16 protein-coding genes are annotated in these 17,006 nt (G+C 72.6%); 3 read left to right on the top strand and 13 right to left on the bottom strand.

What is annotated here, in order from left to right:
* Positions 1-12 precede the first annotated feature (12 nt).
* From ACE4Q9_RS33730 to ACE4Q9_RS33710, 5 genes are all read right to left on the bottom strand, one after another.
* Complete coding sequence (locus tag ACE4Q9_RS33730) at positions 13-474, bottom strand: nuclear transport factor 2 family protein (protein ID WP_397988408.1); 462 nt, start codon at positions 472-474, stop codon at positions 13-15.
* Between the two features lie 136 nt (positions 475-610).
* Positions 611-1,456 (bottom strand): dimethylargininase, encoded by an 846-nt coding sequence (gene ddaH, locus ACE4Q9_RS33725; protein ID WP_397988407.1) that lies wholly within the window; start codon positions 1,454-1,456, stop codon positions 611-613.
* Between the two features lie 103 nt (positions 1,457-1,559).
* Positions 1,560-2,621 (bottom strand): 2-oxoacid:ferredoxin oxidoreductase subunit beta, encoded by a 1,062-nt coding sequence (locus tag ACE4Q9_RS33720; protein ID WP_397984569.1) that lies wholly within the window; start codon positions 2,619-2,621, stop codon positions 1,560-1,562.
* Positions 2,614-4,512, bottom strand: coding sequence for a 2-oxoacid:acceptor oxidoreductase subunit alpha (locus tag ACE4Q9_RS33715; protein WP_397988406.1), 1,899 nt, complete (start codon positions 4,510-4,512; stop codon positions 2,614-2,616). The genes ACE4Q9_RS33720 and ACE4Q9_RS33715 overlap by 8 nt, the downstream gene beginning before the upstream one ends.
* 177 nt (positions 4,513-4,689) lie before the next feature.
* Positions 4,690-5,964: an aminotransferase class V-fold PLP-dependent enzyme gene (locus tag ACE4Q9_RS33710; RefSeq protein ID WP_397988404.1), complete on the bottom strand. Its 1,275-nt coding sequence runs from the start codon at positions 5,962-5,964 to the stop codon at positions 4,690-4,692.
* 400 nt (positions 5,965-6,364) lie between these two features.
* Between ACE4Q9_RS33710 and ACE4Q9_RS33705 the strand changes: the two genes are divergently transcribed.
* Together ACE4Q9_RS33705 and ACE4Q9_RS33700 are read left to right on the top strand one after the other, a co-directional pair.
* On the top strand, positions 6,365-6,673 hold the full coding sequence (locus ACE4Q9_RS33705) for a hypothetical protein (RefSeq protein WP_397988403.1): 309 nt from the start codon (positions 6,365-6,367) through the stop codon (positions 6,671-6,673).
* An 11-nt stretch (positions 6,674-6,684) separates the two neighbouring features.
* Positions 6,685-7,965, top strand: coding sequence for a class I SAM-dependent methyltransferase (locus tag ACE4Q9_RS33700; protein WP_397988401.1), 1,281 nt, complete (start codon positions 6,685-6,687; stop codon positions 7,963-7,965).
* 64 nt (positions 7,966-8,029) lie between these two features.
* Here the strand turns inward: ACE4Q9_RS33700 and ACE4Q9_RS33695 are convergent, their stop codons facing one another.
* From ACE4Q9_RS33695 to ACE4Q9_RS33685, 3 genes are all read right to left on the bottom strand, one after another.
* On the bottom strand, positions 8,030-9,265 hold the full coding sequence (locus ACE4Q9_RS33695) for a helix-turn-helix domain-containing protein (protein ID WP_397988399.1): 1,236 nt from the start codon (positions 9,263-9,265) through the stop codon (positions 8,030-8,032).
* Between the two features lie 515 nt (positions 9,266-9,780).
* On the bottom strand, positions 9,781-9,912 hold the full coding sequence (locus ACE4Q9_RS33690) for a hypothetical protein (RefSeq protein ID WP_397988398.1): 132 nt from the start codon (positions 9,910-9,912) through the stop codon (positions 9,781-9,783).
* Between the two features lie 559 nt (positions 9,913-10,471).
* Entirely contained in the window at positions 10,472-10,849 is a 378-nt protein-coding gene (locus ACE4Q9_RS33685; protein WP_397988396.1) for a hypothetical protein, read from the bottom strand.
* On the opposite strand from ACE4Q9_RS33685, the gene ACE4Q9_RS33680 reads away from it, so the two are divergent.
* Positions 10,830-12,455 (top strand): AAA family ATPase, encoded by a 1,626-nt coding sequence (locus ACE4Q9_RS33680; protein WP_397988395.1) that lies wholly within the window; start codon positions 10,830-10,832, stop codon positions 12,453-12,455. The two genes, ACE4Q9_RS33685 and ACE4Q9_RS33680, sit on opposite strands and share 20 nt — an antisense overlap.
* Before the next feature lie 253 nt (positions 12,456-12,708).
* Here the strand turns inward: ACE4Q9_RS33680 and ACE4Q9_RS33675 are convergent, their stop codons facing one another.
* The 5 genes from ACE4Q9_RS33675 to ACE4Q9_RS33655 form a co-directional block, all read right to left on the bottom strand.
* Complete coding sequence (locus ACE4Q9_RS33675) at positions 12,709-13,530, bottom strand: BTAD domain-containing putative transcriptional regulator (RefSeq protein ID WP_397988394.1); 822 nt, start codon at positions 13,528-13,530, stop codon at positions 12,709-12,711.
* A gap of 323 nt (positions 13,531-13,853) precedes the next feature.
* Positions 13,854-14,696 carry a 4'-phosphopantetheinyl transferase family protein gene (locus ACE4Q9_RS33670; protein WP_397988392.1) on the bottom strand — a complete coding sequence of 281 codons (843 nt, stop codon included), beginning with the start codon at positions 14,694-14,696 and terminating at the stop codon, positions 13,854-13,856.
* A gap of 121 nt (positions 14,697-14,817) precedes the next feature.
* On the bottom strand, positions 14,818-15,546 hold the full coding sequence (locus ACE4Q9_RS33665) for a phosphopantetheine-binding protein (RefSeq protein WP_397988390.1): 729 nt from the start codon (positions 15,544-15,546) through the stop codon (positions 14,818-14,820).
* Between the two features lie 38 nt (positions 15,547-15,584).
* The gene (locus ACE4Q9_RS33660; RefSeq protein WP_397988388.1) at positions 15,585-16,448 is read right to left on the bottom strand and encodes a BTAD domain-containing putative transcriptional regulator; all 864 of its coding nucleotides are present in this window, start codon (positions 16,446-16,448) and stop codon (positions 15,585-15,587) included.
* Between the two features lie 270 nt (positions 16,449-16,718).
* On the bottom strand, positions 16,719-16,934 hold the full coding sequence (locus ACE4Q9_RS33655; RefSeq protein ID WP_397988386.1) for an acyl-CoA carboxylase epsilon subunit: 216 nt from the start codon (positions 16,932-16,934) through the stop codon (positions 16,719-16,721).
* Between the last annotated feature and the right edge of the window lie 72 nt (positions 16,935-17,006).

The raw sequence follows: 17,006 nt of genomic DNA, 5'->3' as shown, positions 1-17,006 counted from the left end.
CCGCGGCGCTGCTCAGGCCAGGTCGTCGCGGGTCACCCGGCGGTGCGCGCAGCACCATTCACCCTGGCCACGGACCAGGACGTCCTCCATGACGTAGGCGTACAGGACCCCGGGACCGCCGCCCACCGGCCCGGCGTACGCCAGCGCCGAGCAGCGGGTGCGCAGCGACCCGTCCGCCTGGGGCCGCACGTCGAGCATGCCGACCCAGTGATCGAGGCGCCCGCCGGCCTGCCGCTGCCGCGCCGCGCCCGCGCGCACATACCGGGCGAGCCCCTCCCGCGCGCGCACCGGCCCCGGCAGGAGGGGCAGTTCGACGACGGCGTCCTCGGTGAAGGTGTGCACCCAGCTCTCGGTGTCGTGCGTGTCCAGGATCCGTGTCTGGAGCGCGTAGAAACGCTGAGCCTGCGCGTACAGGGCGGCGAACTCGCGGCCGCGCAGCGTGCCTTCGGCAGTGCTCGCCAACTCGACGGTCATGGTCCCGTCCCCGCCTCCGTCCGTGCCGCCAGGGAATCCGAACCCGGTGCGCACAGTTCCCGCGGCCCGCCTCGGGGTTCTTTCGCGTGCTGGTCGAGCGCTCCGGACCACGCTGGGTCTCGACGTGGGCGGCGGACTACAGCACGAGGGTGCAGCACTTGACGCTGCCGCCCGCCTTCAGCAGCTCGCCGAGCTGCACGCCGATCGGGTGGAAGCCGCGGTCCTTCAGCTTCTCGATGAGCCCGGTGGCCGCCTGCGGCAGCAGCACGTTCAACCCGTCGGAGAACGCGTTGAGGCCGAACACCGCCGCGTCCTCGTCCGTGGCCAGGATCGCGTCCGGGAACAGCTCCCGCAGCACCGCCCGGCTGCCCGGCGTGAACGCCGCCGGGTAGTACATGATCTCGGTCGGCGAGAGCACCGCGAGGGCGGTGTCCAGGTGGTAGAACTCCGGGTTGACCAGCGTCAGACCGGTCACCGGCAGTCCGAAGAACTCCTGCGCCTCGGCGTGTGAACGCGGATCGGTGCGGAAGCCGGTCCCGGCGAGGATCCGCCGCCCCACCCGCAGATAGTCGCCCTCGCCCTCGTTGATGAACTCCGGCCACAGGATGTCCCGATACCCGTTGCGTTCGAACCAGTCCAGGTAGGCCGGCCCCTCCGCGGTCCGCTCCCGGTGCCTGAAGCGCGCGCCCAGTACCTTGCCGTCGACCACGGTGGCGCCGTTGGCCGCGAACACCATGTCCGGCAGCCCCTCGACGGGCTCGATCACCTCGACGGTGTGCCCGAGCGACACGTACAGCTCCCGCAGCGCTTCCCACTGCCGCAGCGAGGCCGCGGTGTCCGTCGGCTGCCGCGGGTCCATCCACGGGTTGATGCTGTACGTCACGTCGAAGTACTGCGGACGGCACATCAGCAGCCGGCGTGGTACCGCCTTCCGTTCGGCCCGTACGGCCCATTCCTCGTCGGCGACGCCGTTCGGATGCATGGTGGATCCTCCTTGTGAGAGTGCGGTGCGGGTACGAGCGCGAGCCCGGCGCAGCGAGAGTGTGCGCGCCGGGTGCCGGGTGCTGCCTCGGCCGGTGCCGGTGTCAGCCGGTGACGGTCCAGGTGTCGCTGCCTGTGAGGAGTGTGGCGAGGTCGCCTTTGCCTTTCTGTTCGATGGCGGTGTCGAGTTGCCGGCTCATCTGTTCGTCGTAGACGGGGCGTCGGGTGTCGCGGAAGACGCCGATGGGGGTGTGGTGGAGGGTGTCGGGGTCGGCGAGGCGGGAGAGGGCGAAGGCGGTGGTGGGGGTGGGGGCGTGGGCGTCGTGGACGAGGATGTCGGCCTCGTTGTCGGGGGTGACGGTGACCACGTGGAGGTCGCCGGTGGCCCGGTCGCGTACGACGCCGCGGCTGCCGCCTGTTCCGAGGCGGATCGGTTGTCCGTGGTTCAGGTGGATCAGTGCTTCCTGGGCCTGCTGGCGGTCTTTGAGGGTGTCGAAGGCGCCGTCGTTGAAGATGTTGCAGTTCTGGTAGATCTCGACGAGTGCGGTGCCGGGGTGGTTGGCGGCGGCGCGCAGGACCTCGGTGAGGTGTTTGCGGTCGGAGTCGATGGTGCGGGCGACGAAGGTGGCTTCGGCGCCGAGGGCGAGGGAGACGGGGTTGAAGGGTGCGTCGAGCGAGCCCATGGGCGTCGATTTGGTGATCTTGCCGACCTCGGAGGTGGGTGAGTACTGGCCCTTGGTCAGGCCGTAGATCCGGTTGTTGAACAGCAGGATCTTCAGGTTGACGTTGCGGCGCAGGGCGTGGATGAGGTGGTTGCCGCCGATGGAGAGCGCGTCGCCGTCGCCGGTGACGACCCATACGGACAGGTCGCGGCGGCTGGTGGCCAGACCGGTGGCGATGGCGGGGGCGCGGCCGTGGATGGAGTGCATCCCGTAGGTGTTCATGTAGTACGGGAAGCGGGAGGAGCAGCCGATGCCGGAGACGAAGACGATGTTCTCTTTGGCCAGGCCGAGTTCGGGCATGAAGCCCTGGACGGCGGCGAGGATGGCGTAGTCGCCGCAGCCGGGGCACCAGCGTACTTCCTGGTCCGACTTGAAGTCCTTCATCGACTGTTCGGCCTCGGCCCGGGGCACCAGCTGGAGGAGTGGGTTGGCGGTGTCAGTCATCGATGGCCTCCTTCAGTGCGGTGGCGAGCTGCTGTGCCTTGAACGGCATGCCGTTGACCTGGTTGTAGGAGTGGGCGTCGATGAGGTATTTCGCGCGGATCAGGGTGGCCAGCTGGCCGAGGTTCATCTCGGGGATGACGACCTTGTCGTAGCGGGCGAGGACCGCGCCGAGGTTGGCCGGGAAGGGGTTGAGGTGGCGCAGGTGGGCCTGGGCGATCGCGTCGCCGGCCGCGCGCAGTCTGCGTACCGCCGCGGTGATGGGGCCGTAGGTCGAGCCCCAGCCCAGGACCAGGGTGCGGGCACCGTGCGGGTCGTCCACCTCCAGGTCGGGGACGGTGATGTTGTCGATCCTGGCCTGGCGGGTGCGGACCATGAAGTCGTGGTTGGCGGGATCGTAGGAGATGTTGCCGGTGCCGTCCTGCTTCTCGATCCCGCCGATACGGTGCTCCAGACCGGGCGTGCCCGGCACCGCCCAGGGCCGCGCCAGGGTCTGCGCATCACGTTTGTAGGGCCAGAAGACGTCGGTGCCGTCGGCCAGCCGATGGTTGGGTGTGGTGGTGAACCGGACGCGCAGGTCGTGCAGTTCACCGATGTCGGGGATGCGCCAGGGCTCGGAGCCGTTGGCGAGGTAGCCGTCGGAGAGCAGCATCACCGGGGTGCGGTAGGCCAGGGCGATCCGGGCGGCTTCCAGGGCCGCGTCGAAGCAGTCCGCCGGGGTGCGCGGCGCGACGACCGGTACCGGTGCCTCGCCGTTGCGCCCGTACATCGCCTGCAGAAGGTCCGCCTGCTCGGTCTTGGTCGGCAGGCCGGTGGAGGGACCGCCGCGCTGGATGTCCACCACCAGCAGCGGCAGCTCCAGCGAGACGGCCAGCCCGACCGTCTCGCTCTTGAGCGCGACACCGGGACCGGAGGTGGTCGTCACCGCCAGCGACCCGCCGAACGCGGCCCCCAGGGCGGCACCGATGCCGGCGATCTCGTCCTCGGCCTGGAAGGTACGCACCCCGAAGTTCTTGTGCCGGCTCAGCTCGTGCAGGATGTCCGAGGCCGGCGTGATCGGGTAGGAGCCCAGGAACAGGGGCAGGCCGGCCTGCCGGGAAGCGGTGATCAGACCGTAGGCCAGGGCGAGGTTGCCGGAGATGTTGCGGTAGGTGCCGGGCGGGAACGCGGCCGCGGCCGGGGCGACCTCGTAGGAGACGGCGAAGTCCTCCGTGGTCTCCCCGAAGTTCCAGCCCGCCCGGAACGCGGCGATGTTCGCCGCCATGATCTGCGGCTTCTTCGCGAACTTCGACGCCAGGAACCTCTCCGTGCCCTCGGTGGGCCGGTGGTACATCCACGACAGCAGACCGAGCGCGAACATGTTCTTGCTGCGCTCGGCCTCCTTACGGGACAGGTCGAACTCCTTGAGGGCCTCCACCGTCAGCGTGGTCAGCGGTACCGGGTGCAGGTGGTAGGCGTCCAGGGAACCGTCGTCCAGCGGCGAGGCGTCGTAACCGACCTTCTGCAGGGCCCGCCTGGTGAACTCGTCCGTGTCCACGATGACCTCCGCGCCACGCGGGAGATCGCCGATATTGGCCTTCAGAGCGGCCGGGTTCATCGCGACGAGAACGTCCGGCGCATCCCCCGGAGTGAGGATGTCATGATCGGCGAAATGAAGCTGGAACGAGGAGACACCCGGCAAGGTCCCGGCAGGCGCCCGGATCTCCGCGGGAAAGTTCGGCAGGGTCGAAAGGTCGTTGCCGAAGGAAGCCGTCTCCGAGGTGAACCGGTCCCCGGTGAGCTGCATACCATCACCCGAGTCCCCCGCGAACCGGATGATCACCCGGTCCAGACGCCGCACATCCTTCGCGGTCCCCGTCCCCGTCCCGGGCGGCACGGTCATTTCCACAGACATGCGTACGTCCGCTCCTGTCGGTCCGTGACTGGTCTCGCGGCGCCACCGCAGGGTGCGCGCGACTGGGTCCGAGGCTAGGGACGGCCGTTAGAGGGGCGCTCGTGTCTTCCCGGTCCTGCTACCGCCTCCCGGAGAGCCGAAGGGGGACCACCGGCGGGACCTTCCTCACGAGGCCGCTCATGCCCCCGGCCGGCACCGGTCGGAGTCGGCCGGGTGGCCGGACACCAGGGCCAGATGCCGCCGCCCGGCCGCCCGCTGCCGTGGCACCGGGAAGGCGACCGGCACCGACGTGCCGGACGGCACGGACGCGTCGGACGGCGTGGTGAGCAGGGCGGGTGCGGGGCGCAAGGCCGGGGCGGCGGGCCGCGGGAGTCCTGCGGCCACGGCGTCCCGGAGGGCGTCGGCGAACAGTTCGATGTCCTCGGTGGAGTTGTCGTGGTGGACTGATGCGCGTACCGCCGTGACGACACCGCGCCGGGGCAGGTACAGCGGGACTTCCTGGGCGACCGTCTTCCACACGACGACTCCGCGGTCCGCGAGCCGGCGGCGCAGCAGCGCGGACGGCAGTTCTTCGTGCCGGAAGGTGACGATGCCGGACTGGGTACGTCCCGGTGCGATCGGTTCGATGCCGGGCGTCCCCTCGACGGCGGCGCGTAGGCGACCGCCGAGGTCCTCGCCCGCGGACGGCGCTGCGTGCCGGGCCAGAGCCTCGTTCAGCGCGGCGGTGACGGCGCCGTGCGGCGGCACGAACGGCAGGCCGCCGTGCGGGGCGAGGGTCTCGCGCAACAGCGGTGCCGCGTAGGCGAATCCCGCTGACTGCGGGCCGCGCAGAAACCTCCAGCCGTCCCCCGCCAGCAGGTGGCAGCCGATGCCGGCGATGTCAACAGGGAGCTGTCCGACGGCGTAGGAGGCGTCGACGGCGTACAGGCACCGATGCGGGGCGAGGATCCGCCCCACCTCCCGCACGGGACTGACGATGCCGCAACCCGCCGGGACGTACGGGACGCAGACGAGGGCGACGTCGTCGCCGATGTGCTGGGCCATCCACTCCAGGTCGAGGTCCCCGTCGTGGCCCAGCGGTACGACGTCCAGCGCGCAGCCGGTGCGGGCGCGCAGGGCGAAGAGGGCGGTGAGGTTGGCGGCCGACTCGTAGGGCGTCACCCAGACGCGGTCCAGCGGGCCGAGCGGCAGCCGGGACAGCACACCGGCGAACGCGTCGGCGGCGCCGGTGCACGGAAAAGTGTCCGCGGGCGGCGCGCCGAGCAGGGCGCCCAATCGCTCGTGGAACTCCCCGTGCAGGACATCGCCCAGGCGGTCGTCCAGCTCGTACGGCCCGTACCGGTCCTCGAAGCGCGTCCATTCGGTGAGCACAGCGCGTACGTCGGCGGGCATGCGGCCGGCGCCGGCCGGGTCGAGGTGGATCCTGCGGTCGCCGTGGGACGTCGCGTTCATTTCAGGGACCTCCCCCTTAGCCGAGGCAATTCGTTGCCTGGAAGTTGGCAATAGATTGCCTTCCGGTGCGGGGAGTTGGCAACATCGGGTGCCACGGGCTCAGGCAAGGCTCGAGTGAGCGGACGATGGGCAACGGAATTCGGGGGTTCCGGCTTCCGTCTCCAGCAGTTGGCAAGTGTTGCCAGAGCTTCTCCGTATGTGCCAAGAGGGAAGGTTTCCGCAGCTCAGAGCCGTTCCGTTAGGCAAATTCGGTGCGCCTCCATGCCCCTTGGTGCGTTTCTGGCGGGTATCTCGAGCGGAAATCCACCCATTTTCTAGCAATTCCCGAGGTGCGCTTGCCAGTCTTCTTGGCAAGAGGTTGCCAAGCAACGCACACGGAATTGACACCGAGGAGCCCGCCATGAACCGCATCGCCCGGATCGCCGCCGTCGCCGCCGCCGCCGTCGTCTTCTCCACCGTCGGCGCCACCGCCGCCGACGCGATCGTCTCGCCGGCGACGCAGAAGGCGGTCTCCGCCGACCAGCAGTGGCCCATCGCCCCGACCACCGCCACCCCCGCCGACCAGCAGTGGCCCACCACCCCCACCCCCGCCGACCAGCAGTGGCCCACCACCCCCACCACCGCCACCCCCGCCGACCAGCAGTGGCCCACCACCCCCACCACCGCCACCCCCGCCGACCAGCAGTGGCCCGCTGTCGCCGCTGTCTGACGTCCGACCCCGTGACGCCCCGCCGGCCGGAGAAGGAGATCCACGAGGTGCTCTACGACGACCCCGATGCCGCCGTGCTGGGCGACGACTCCCTCGTCCGGCACAGCAGTTACGACACTCTGCCGATCCCGCCGGAGCACCTGCGGGAGTGGCAGGACACCACCCTCGACCGGATCCGCGAGCTGCCGCGCCGCCGGATCCTGGAGATCGGCGCGGGCGCCGGGCTGCCGATGGCCCGCCTCGCCCGTGACGAGGAGGTCCACGAGTACTGGGCCACCGCCTCCTCCCCCGCCACCGTCGCCGCGCTCGCCGCCCGGGTGGCACACGACCCGGTCCTGAAGGGCAAGGTCCGGCTCGACCGCCGGGACACCGAGGACACGAGTGGTCTGCCCACCGGCCACTTCGACACGGTCGTCGTCACGTCAGTGGCCCGCTCCTGCCCGAGCCTCGCCCACCTGCGCACCGTCGTCGAGCGGGCGGTGGCACTGCTCGGACCGAACGGCTCGCTGTTCCTCGGTGACCTGCGCAACCGAGAGCTCGCCCGCTGCTTCCGGACCGGCGTCGCCCTGGCCCGGCCGGGTGCGGCCCGAAGCGACCGGGAGGCACTGCGCCGCGGCATCGAACAGCAGGTCGCCACGGAGCCTGAACTGCTGGTCCCGCCCGGCCTGTTCGACGCACTCGCCCAAGACCTGCCCGCCGTGCGCGCGGTCGACGTACGCGCCAAGCGGGGCCGCAACCACAACGAGCTGACCCGCTACCGCTACGACGCGGTGCTCTCCACCGCCGAGCCGGTCGCCGACCTCCGCACCGCGCCCGCCCTCCGCTGGGGCCGGGACCTCCCCGGCACCGTCGAGGCCGTACACCGCCTGACGGCGTCGCGCCCCCGCGTGCTGCGCCTGGCCGGGATCCCCAACCGCCGGGTGCACGACGAGTACACGGCCATGCAGTCCCTCTTCGACCCCCGCGAGAGCATCCACCTCGCGCCGCAGGACGCGCCCGCCCCCGACCCGGAGGTGCTGTGCGCGACCGCCGAGAGCCTGGGCTACCGAGCCCTGCCCACCTGGGGCGAGAGCCCGGACGTCCTCGACATCGTCCTCCTCGACCCCGAGCAGTTCCCCGTGGGCCGGCTGACCGGCGTGTACGCGGCATCCTTCACCGGCTCCGGGAGCCGCGCCGACGCACCGGCCGCGGGCGAACACACCGCCGGCCCGGACGCCGCCCCGCGCCACCAGGAACGGCCTGCGCGGCCCGCGCTCCCGCCCGCGCCGAGGCTCCTGACGTCCTGCCGCTGAACACCGGCGGCACGGGGGACCGCGGGGCCCGCTCCGCGCCGGCCGCAGGGGACCCTCGTACCGGTCATACCCCCGACGCGGCCGTGCCCCGCTCCATGGCGGACTGGGCCAGAGCCTCGGCGAGGATGCGCCAGATGTCCGCGGCCAGGTCGATGTTGGCGTCGGCCTGCGCCTGCTCGGCCAGGTTCCGCAGCCCCTGGATTCCGCTGTCGTCGCCGGAGCGGATGCGCAGCTGGTTGCGGAGGATGTCCAGCCGTACCCGGTCCCGGTAGCTCATCCTCGACTCCACCTCGGCGAGTTCGCCGAGCAGGACGCGGGCGTCGTCGTACCGGCCGGTGAGGAAGGCGACGTCGGCCTTGAGCGCGATCAGGTCCTGGCGCAGGGCCGGGGTGCCGACGAACGCGAGCGCCGGCTCGGCCTCCGTGAGGCACCGCTCGGCGGCCTCGGGGTCCGGGGGCAGCTTCTGCAAGTACAGCCGGCCGGCCGCGAAGCGCAGCCGCACCCACAGCACGAGGTCCTCGCTGCTGCCGAAGCCCGCCAGTGCCTTCTCCAGACAGGCCTGCGCGCCGGCATGGTCGCCCTGCCGCAGGCGCACCGCCGCGGCGGTCCACATCGCCTCCGCCCACAGCGTGTCCGAACGGCCCGCGACCAGCTCGACGAGCTCGTCGGCGTGGGCCCGCGCGTCCGGCAGCCGGCCCGCCTCCGCCTCCACCGAGACCAGGGCCAGCAGCACCGCGCCCCGGTCCTCCGCCTCCAGGTCGTCGTCCTGGGCGAGGTGGTGGGCCGCCATCGCGGCGTCCAGGGCGGCGTGCATCTCCCCCAGCGCGCGCAGGCAGCGGGCCAGCCGGGTCAGGCCGCGCACCCGCAGCGCCATCAGCCCGACCGCGTCGCCGAGCCGTACCAGCTCCTCCAGGTAGTCCCGCTCGCCGGCGTGGTCGCCCTGGACCTTCCGCTGCTGGGCCAGTTGCCACAGCGCCTGCCAGCGCAGCACCGGCGCCTCGTGCCCCTCGGCCGCCAGAGCCTCGCGGAGGGTTTCCATCGCCGCGTCGGATCCGGTGGAGGAGACCAGCGACAGCGCGTGGGCGAGCGAGCCGCCGGCGGGTTCCTCGAAGTCCGCGGGTTCCAGACCGAGCCGTTCGGCGAGATGGGCGACGGCCCGCTCGGTGGGCTGGCGGGCGCCGGACTCCAGCCGGGAGAGGTATCCCGTGGACATGCCGTCACCGGCCAGGGCGGTCTGGGACAGCCCGCGGGCCTGGCGCAGTTTGCGGAGACGACGGCCGAACGCGGGCTGACGCAGCATAGGACCATTCCCTGGGACGGAGGGGTGGGGGCGGCCGGGGGCGGGACGGGGCGGGCCATGGTCCGCGGGCCGCCGACAGCCGCGACGAGCGTAGGCGGCCGGGCAAGTGCCGGGCAATGTTTTGCCAGACGCCGTGCCCTGGACCTCGTGCGCACCTCACGGGATCCTCCGGCGTTTCTCCAGCGGTCCTCCAGCGATTGCGGGGAGTATCTCGAGCGCCGGTGCCGCCACCTGCACACCGGTCCGTCCTCGATCACGGAGCCGGTCTCGTCGCGACCACGGGAGTCGCCCATGAATCACGCGGTTCCTGCCCGCCGCGCTTGCCAAAGGTGCCGCGCCGGCCGGCCCGCACCGATGCGCGGTCCGTCGTCCGACGACGACATCGGCTGGCCCAAGAAGTGATCTTGCCGTACCACCGTGCCGGGCGTCCGCGCCGTACGGGCGCGCGGCGCTTCCGTGCCGTACCCGCCGCGCCGGGCAGGGCAGGGCACCCGCCTTCCCGCGGGCACGGCGCCTCAGGGCCGGGCGGCCGATCCGCTCGCCCGTCGCAGGGCGGTGTCCAGTGGCCCGTGCGGTTCCAGTGCGCCGTGGGCGCCTCGCTCGGCGTCGATCACCGCGCGGACGCCGGCGGACCGGCCGTCGTTCATCGCCTCGCCCTCTCGGACACCCCCGTATGGAACGGACGTCTGCCCTCCGGACCAGCGGGCGGGCCGGGGAGCTTCGCGCGGCGGAGCGCACCGTGCGGACAGTCCGCCGCGACAGCGGCCCGGAGGCCAACTCCGCGTGCCCGGTCGGCGCGGCGGCGTCGCGGGGGCGTGGCGCCCACAGGGCCGGGCGGCGCAGGGAGTCACCGGGTACGCGTACGGCGCTCTTGTGACAGCCGGCACGCACGCGCTCTCCGTATGGCCGTCCCCTCGTTCCCGGCCTCCCCGCGCCGGCTCCGCCACGTCCCGCGCGTCCGTTTTCTCCCGTGGCCCCCGAACCGTCCTGGATCCGCGTTCGTCCTGCGTGGAGGGCCGTGGTCGGCGTATGCGGAGCGCAGCCGGGTCACCGGGCACGGAGAGAGACGCGCCGTGGCAGCGGAGCGGTCCGGTCCGCCGTCACCGGGCCCGGTGATTACGCCGTAATCACCCCGCCCCGACCGCGACTTCGGGACTGGCCCCGGCCGGGGCCGTCCGTACCGGCTCGCCCCGGCGCGAGAGCGGGTCAGGCCGCCGCGGTCCGCGGCACGAGCATGTCGTGGCAGTGCGCGACGCGGCCCGCGGCGTCGAAGCGGAGCTCCGCGACCAGCGACCAGGCCGCCCTCGCGGTGCGCGCCGTCGCCCTCAGCACGACGAGGTCACCCTCGGCGAGGACGCTCTCGGCCGTCAGCCCCAGCTCCGCGGGCAGCATCCGCCCGCCCGGGCCGGCGGGGGCAGCCCAGTGGCGGGTGAGCTGGTTGGCCTCGCCCCGGTTGGCCGCCGCGACCAGCGCGAGGACGAGTTCCTTGTTGCGCTCACGCAGGGTGCGAGCGGTGAGGAGTTCGTGCAGCACTCCGCTGAGGGGCTCGGTCAGCGCGGTCACCATGCCGAGGTCCTTCCTCATGGTTCGTCGTCCCGTACAACCGTCCCGCACAGCATGGCCGTCCCCGCTCGAGAGGGGATGGAGAGCGGGTGGCCGGGGCGGGGTGCGGGGACGTCCGCGTACGGACCCCGGCCTGGCGGGTGCCGCGCTCCGTCGACGCTCCACCGCCGTTCCAGTCGGCGCGGTCAGACTGGTCCGGTTCGGGGGCAGCACCAACCGCGACGGGACGATTATGACGTTGGTCGGCAGGACCACGGCGATCAGAACCTTGACGGACGCCTTCACAAACTGCGCCGAGGGGTGCTCCCGCACCGTCCTGGTGGAGGGGCCCACGGGGTGCGGCAAGAGCGCACTCGTCCACCTGCTGATCGAACGGGCCGCCGCCGCGGGTGCCGTGGTGCTGTGCGCGACCGGCTCCCCGGCCGGGCGCCGCACCGCGTGGAACGTGGTCCGCCAGCTGCTGACCGGCCTTTCCGGGCCGCTCCGGCGGACGGGCATACCGCAGCGGGAACCACGCGCCGAGGACCTGCGGTCCCTATACGCCGAACTGCGCGAGGCGGCCGGAGACGGCCCGCTGGTGCTGTGCGTGGACGACGTCCACCACGCCGACGACGAATCCCTCGCGTTCCTGTCGTACCTCGCCCGCCACGCACGGGCCGCCCGCACGCTGCTCGTCCTGGCCGGACCGGTGCACCACGAGAGCGGTGACCCCGCGTTCACGACCGGCCTGATGCACCTGCCGACGTCTCGCCGGATCCGGCTCGAGCGGCTCGGCCCGGCCGAGGTGACCGCGCTGGCCGAGCGCGCGGGCTGCCGCGAACAGGTCTGTTCCCTCTACGAGTTGAGCGGCGGCAACCCACTGCTGCTGCGCACGCTCCTGGACGAACGCTCCGGCGCGGCCCCCGGCGCCCGCCGTCCCGCACCCGGCTGCGGCGGGTGCCCACCGGCCGGGGCCGGTATCCGGCACGGCGGCACCGCCGCGGACCCCGGCGGCCCCTTCGCCCGTGCCGTGCACGCCTGCCTGCACCGCGCCGGCGCCACCGCCGCGGCGGTCGGCCGGGCCGCGGCCGTGCTGGACCGGGCCACCACGCCGGAGCGGATCACGGAACTGACCGGCATCGCGCCGCCCGCGGTCCGGCGGGGCCTGGCCGGCCTACGCGCGGCGGGACTGCTGAGCGGCGCCGGTCACCCGACTCCCGCCGTGCGGGCCGCGGTCCTCGGCGCCCTGTCCCCCGCCGACCTGGTCGCGCTGCACCGCCGGGCGGCCCTCGTGCTGCACCGCCAGGGCCGCCCGGCGGTGGAGGCGGCCGGGCACCTTCTGTCCGCCGCCCTGTCCGCCACCGGTTGGTCGGCCACCGGCGAGGAGACGGAGCTGCTGTGCGCGGCGGCCGAGAGCCGGATGGCCGAGGGCGACGGCCGCTGCGCACTCGCCCTGCTGGAGGCGGCCCACCAGCTCTGCGGGGAAGGCGCGCGGCGGGATCACGTGGCGGTCCGGCTCGCCCGGGCCGGCCGGCTGTTCGGCCCGACGGCCGCCGTACGACTGCCCGCCGGCCCACCCGGCGGGTCGTACGAGGGCGGCCCCGGCGGCGCACCGGCGCGGCCGCTGGCCCAGTTGCTCCCGCTGTAGGCCCGGCCGACCGATGCGCCACGGCTGCTCGGCAAAGGCGGAAGCAGGGACGAAGGCGGAAGCGAAAGCGGCGACGGCACAGGCGACGCCCACAGCGACCACAGCCCCGGCTGCCCGGGCACCGCACGCGGACGCGGACGCGCCTCCGGTGCGCGCCCGGCGCTCCGGGACACCGCCGAGGGCGGACCTGCCGGGGCGCGGAACTCCCCTGCGACAGACCGCCGTTCCGCCGGTGACCGGACGGCGCCGGCCGTCAGGCCGCGAACAGGTCGAACGTCGAGCTGTGGCGCGGCCCGGCCAGCACGTCCAGCTGGGGGTCCACGGCCAGCATCGCCTGGTGCATGCGCTGCAACTGCGGGGAGGGCTCCACGCCCAGGTCCTGGATGAGCCGCATCCGCAGTCTGCGGTAGACCTCCAGCGCGGTGGCCTGCCGGCCCGAGCGGTACAGCGCCACCATGACCTGGGAGTGCAGCCCCTCGTGGTGCGGGTGGCGAGCGGTCAGCTCGGTCAGCTCGGCGATCAGCTCCGAGTGGCGGCCGAGCCGCAGGTCGGCGTCGATGCGCCGCTCCACGGTGACCAGCCGGCTCTCCTGCAACCGCATCACCTCGATGTCCAGGACCGGGCCGAGCTTCACGTCGACCAGCGGTGCGCCGGTCCACAGGTCCAGCGCGGCGCGGAAGCGCGCCGCGGACACCTCGTTGTCCCCCGCCTCGAACGCGGCTTGGCCCTGCCGGGCCAGTTCCTCGTACTGGTTCACGTCGACGCAGCTCTTGTCGATCTGGAGCAGGTATCCGCCGTGCCGCGTGGCGAGAATGTCCTTCGCTCCGGTCGGAGCGCCCGGACCCATCGCCGTGCCGAGCCGTCTGCGCAGTTGGAGTATGTACGTCTGAAGGGTCGTCAGCGCACTCGCCGGCGGCTCGGTTCCCCAGAGTTCCTCCATGAGTGTGGGTACGGGCATGACCCGTCCCGGATAGAGCGCCAGCAGCGACAGAATCTGTCGCGGTTTGCCGGCCGTCGGAACGATCGATCCCCCGTTGACCTCGGCACTCAACGGACCCAGAACCTGAATCTTCATGCTGGCCTCCCCACCTCGTCGAGTTCCTTGTCCAGTTCCTTTTGGTGGCCAGAAATCTTCGCCACTCCACACGCTAGCCGTGTGCGTGTCCTTCAACCGATTTCCTGTAGCGGTCCTCTAGCCGTGCTCCAAGCGGGACGGTCTTTCGATTCCCGAAAGGAATTCCCGCCGCTGCCCGGCCTTTTGGGACGGCGGACAATTCGCGTGGCCCGGATACGTGCACGGTGCCCGGACGCCGCGCGGCGGCAGACGGACAGGGCTGCCCGCCCCGGCGCGGTGGTTCCCCACGGAGCCCCGGCGGATCACCGCGCGGAGGGACCCGGCTAGCCGCGCGGCGCGCCCACGGGTTCGGGCAGGGGCACGATGTGCGGTGCGGCCCGGTTCCAGGGGAACCCGTGGTGCAACTCCAGGTGCGGGGCGAAGGGTTCGTCAGCGGGTACGGCCACCGCGACCAGCACGCCCGGAACCGGCTCCAGTTCCAGCAGCCGCCAGCGCCCTGCCAGGTCGTCGGCGGGTGGCCGGAAACCGAGCACCCCCCGGTCGTCGGCCAAGGAGAAGGAGAACTCGTCGAAGGGCAGGCCGAGTCCCAGTCCGCGGGCCTTGGAGTATGCCTCCTTCAGGGTCCACAGCCGGAGCACCCGGCGCTCCCGCCGCGGCCCCTCGGGCACCTCGGCCGCCCAGCGCTGCTCCTCGGGGGCGAAGGTGGTCACGATGGTCTCCAGACCCCGCGCCTCCCTGCCGAGGCCCTCCACGTCGACGCCGATGCGCTGCCTGCGCACGATCCCGAGCAGGCTGTAGCCGCCCGCGTGGGAGAGGTTGAAGTCCAGGTGGTCGCCGCCTCTCGGCAGACCGCCGGGCAGCGGCTGGAGGAAGGGCCGACCGCGCGAGGAACGCCAGATGACCAGCTCGGCCTCGGTGAGGCCGGCCTCCAGCGCCAGCGCCCGGCGGACCAGGGTGTGGGCGACCAGGTACTGCCGGCGGTCTCGTTCGAAGAGGAACCGGGTCGCGGTCTGGTGTTCCCGCTCGTCGAGCCAGTGCCTTGCCAGTTCCCCCGCGAGGTCGGGCGGGAGGGCGTCGTTGGGGCACAGCCACAGCTTCACCGGGGCCACGGTCTCGTGGTGCGGCGGGGACCCGGCGCTGGGGGACTCCGGTGCGGTGAGGGTCATGGTGTCGTCTCGTCCGTCTCGGTGCCCCGAGCCGCTGCGGTCGGCGTGACATCGCGGCGCGCGAGGCCGCCGGGGCCGTAGCGGGCGGGGAACTGTCGGTGCTCCACGGTGGGGTTTCCGTTCAGGCGGAGCGGTCCGCCAGGAGCGCGGCCGCCTCGTCGACGCCGATCCGCTCGCCGCGCACCGCGTCGAGGAGCGCGACCACCTCCTCCTGGGACAGCGGGGACCGCGACGTGGGAGCGGTGGCCGCCGGGGGCCGCCTTACCGGTGCCGCGGCAGGTGCGCCGTGATCCGGCGCCGCGGGGAGAGCCGGGCCCCGGCTGCGGGAGGCGACGTAGGAGGCCATGGCGGCGAGGCTGGGATGCTCGTGGACACTGACGGGGCTCTCGCTCAGGCCGTAGGCGCGGTTGACACCGGCGATGAAATCAGCGGCCAGGATGGAGTCGATGCCCAGTTCCGCGAAGGCGGCACCGCCGTCGATCTCCCAGGGGTCGCAGTGCAGGATGCGGGCCAGTTGCTCGCGCAGCACCTGGAGCACGGCGGCCGAGGCGCCGGGGTCCTGGACGGCGGGGGCCTCGTCGGCGCCGCTGCGGACAACCGCCAGGTGGCGGGCGAGCAGCGCCGGCGTGGGGTACTCGTACAGGGCCGCCCCGGCGATCCGGACGCCGAAGCGTTCGGCGACGGCCGCGACGAACTCGACGGTGAGCAGGGAGTCCAGGCCGAGCACGGGGAAGGGCTGCTCGGGGTCGACCCGGTCGGGGTCGGCGTGTACGACACCGGCCAGCACGGCCGTGAGCTCGACAAGGAGGTCTCCGGTCCCATCGGAAGGTGCCGTCGGCTCACTGGTCATGGGGAATGCCTCCAAGGATCGGCGCTCGGGCCGGAGGGTCAGTGGATCGGTGCCAGGGGTCCGGCGTGCGGGACGTGCGCGGTCCGGGCCGGCGCCGGGTTCGGCGCGCTCTCGGACGCGGCCATCAGGATCGAGTGCTGGAGCCGGCGCAGCCGCGCGGACGGTTCCAGACCCAGGTCGCGCCCGAGAGTGGCGCGCAGGTGCAGATAGGCCTCGAGAGCCTCGCTCCGCCGCCCCGACCGGTCCAGCGCGATCATGAACTGGGCGTGCAGGTTCTCATGCGTGCGGTACCGGCTCGTCAGGACCGTCAGTTCGGCGAGCACTTCGCGGTGCCGCCCGAGCCGCAGGTCCGCCTCGATGCGCTGGTCGAGCACGCACAGCCGGCTCTCCTCGAGGCGCTTGGCCTCCAGGGCGAGCCGGTCCCCGGTCTGCACGTCGGCGAAGGCGGACCCCGACCACAGGTCCAGGGCGGCGGCGAGGGTGTGTGAGGCGCCCGCGAAGTCACCGGCGTCCATGGCCCGGTAGCCCAGTCCCGCCAGCCGCTCGAACTCCCGGACGTCGCTGGTACCGCCGTCGGAGGCGAGCAGGTATCCGCCCGGCAGGGTGAGCAGCACGTCCTTGGCGGTACGGCGCTCCGCCGTGCCCTCCGCCTGCTGTCCGGTGGGCCGGGCCAGCGCCGTCGCGATGAGTTCGCGCAGTTGCAGCACATAGGTCTGCAAGGTGGTGCGCGCGCTGCGCGGTGGCCGGCTCGACCAGACTTCCTCGATGAGTGAGGCGACCGGCACCACCCGGTCCGCGTGGAACGCCAGCAACGCCAGCACCTGGCGGGGCTTCGGCGCCGTGGGGGCGACGGACACGCCGTTCACCCTCACGTCCAGTGCGCCCAGTACGTCGATGTCCACGCCGTCTCCCCTACGTTCACGTGCGCCGCTGGCACGCCACGATTAAAAAACAGCGCAGGCGGTATGTCAATAAAGACCGTTCGACCTGTCTCCAACGACCTTCAAGCCCAGATCCGGTGCAGGTACGGCAGCCCTCAAGGACATGTCACCCACCTGCCAACTTCCCCAGGATCCAGCAACTTTGACGCTCAGTCCGGCGCATCTCACGGTCGGAGCTGTGACCTGCCGAAGGGCAGGAGTCGCCTCGGAGAAAGAGACCGTCCGCAGGCTCTACCTCCCACCAAACAGACCGTAAGGTCTTTTCCATCCGGTCGTAGTTCCCGGCCGCCGCCAGCGCGGACCGTCGGCAGGCCGTGGCGGTACGTCCCCGCCCACCGACCGACCGCGCAGTGCCAGCAGTACGGCGGTCAGCGCGGCCAGTTCCTCCGCGGTCGCCGTGCCACGCTCGACGCGCAGCGTCCGCTCCACGCCGTCCGTGCCGCCCATGGCCACCTCCTCTTCCGGCCACCGTGGGCCATGGAGTTCAAGGGGCGCTCTCGTCCCACTGGAGGCACGGCC

The sequence above is a fragment of the Streptomyces sp. AM6-12 genome, assembly GCF_044327085.1.
GTDB lineage: Bacteria > Actinomycetota > Actinomycetes > Streptomycetales > Streptomycetaceae > Streptomyces.
The sequence above is the reverse complement of the archived record's forward strand: the minus strand, read 5'-3'. Positions and strand labels throughout refer to the sequence as shown.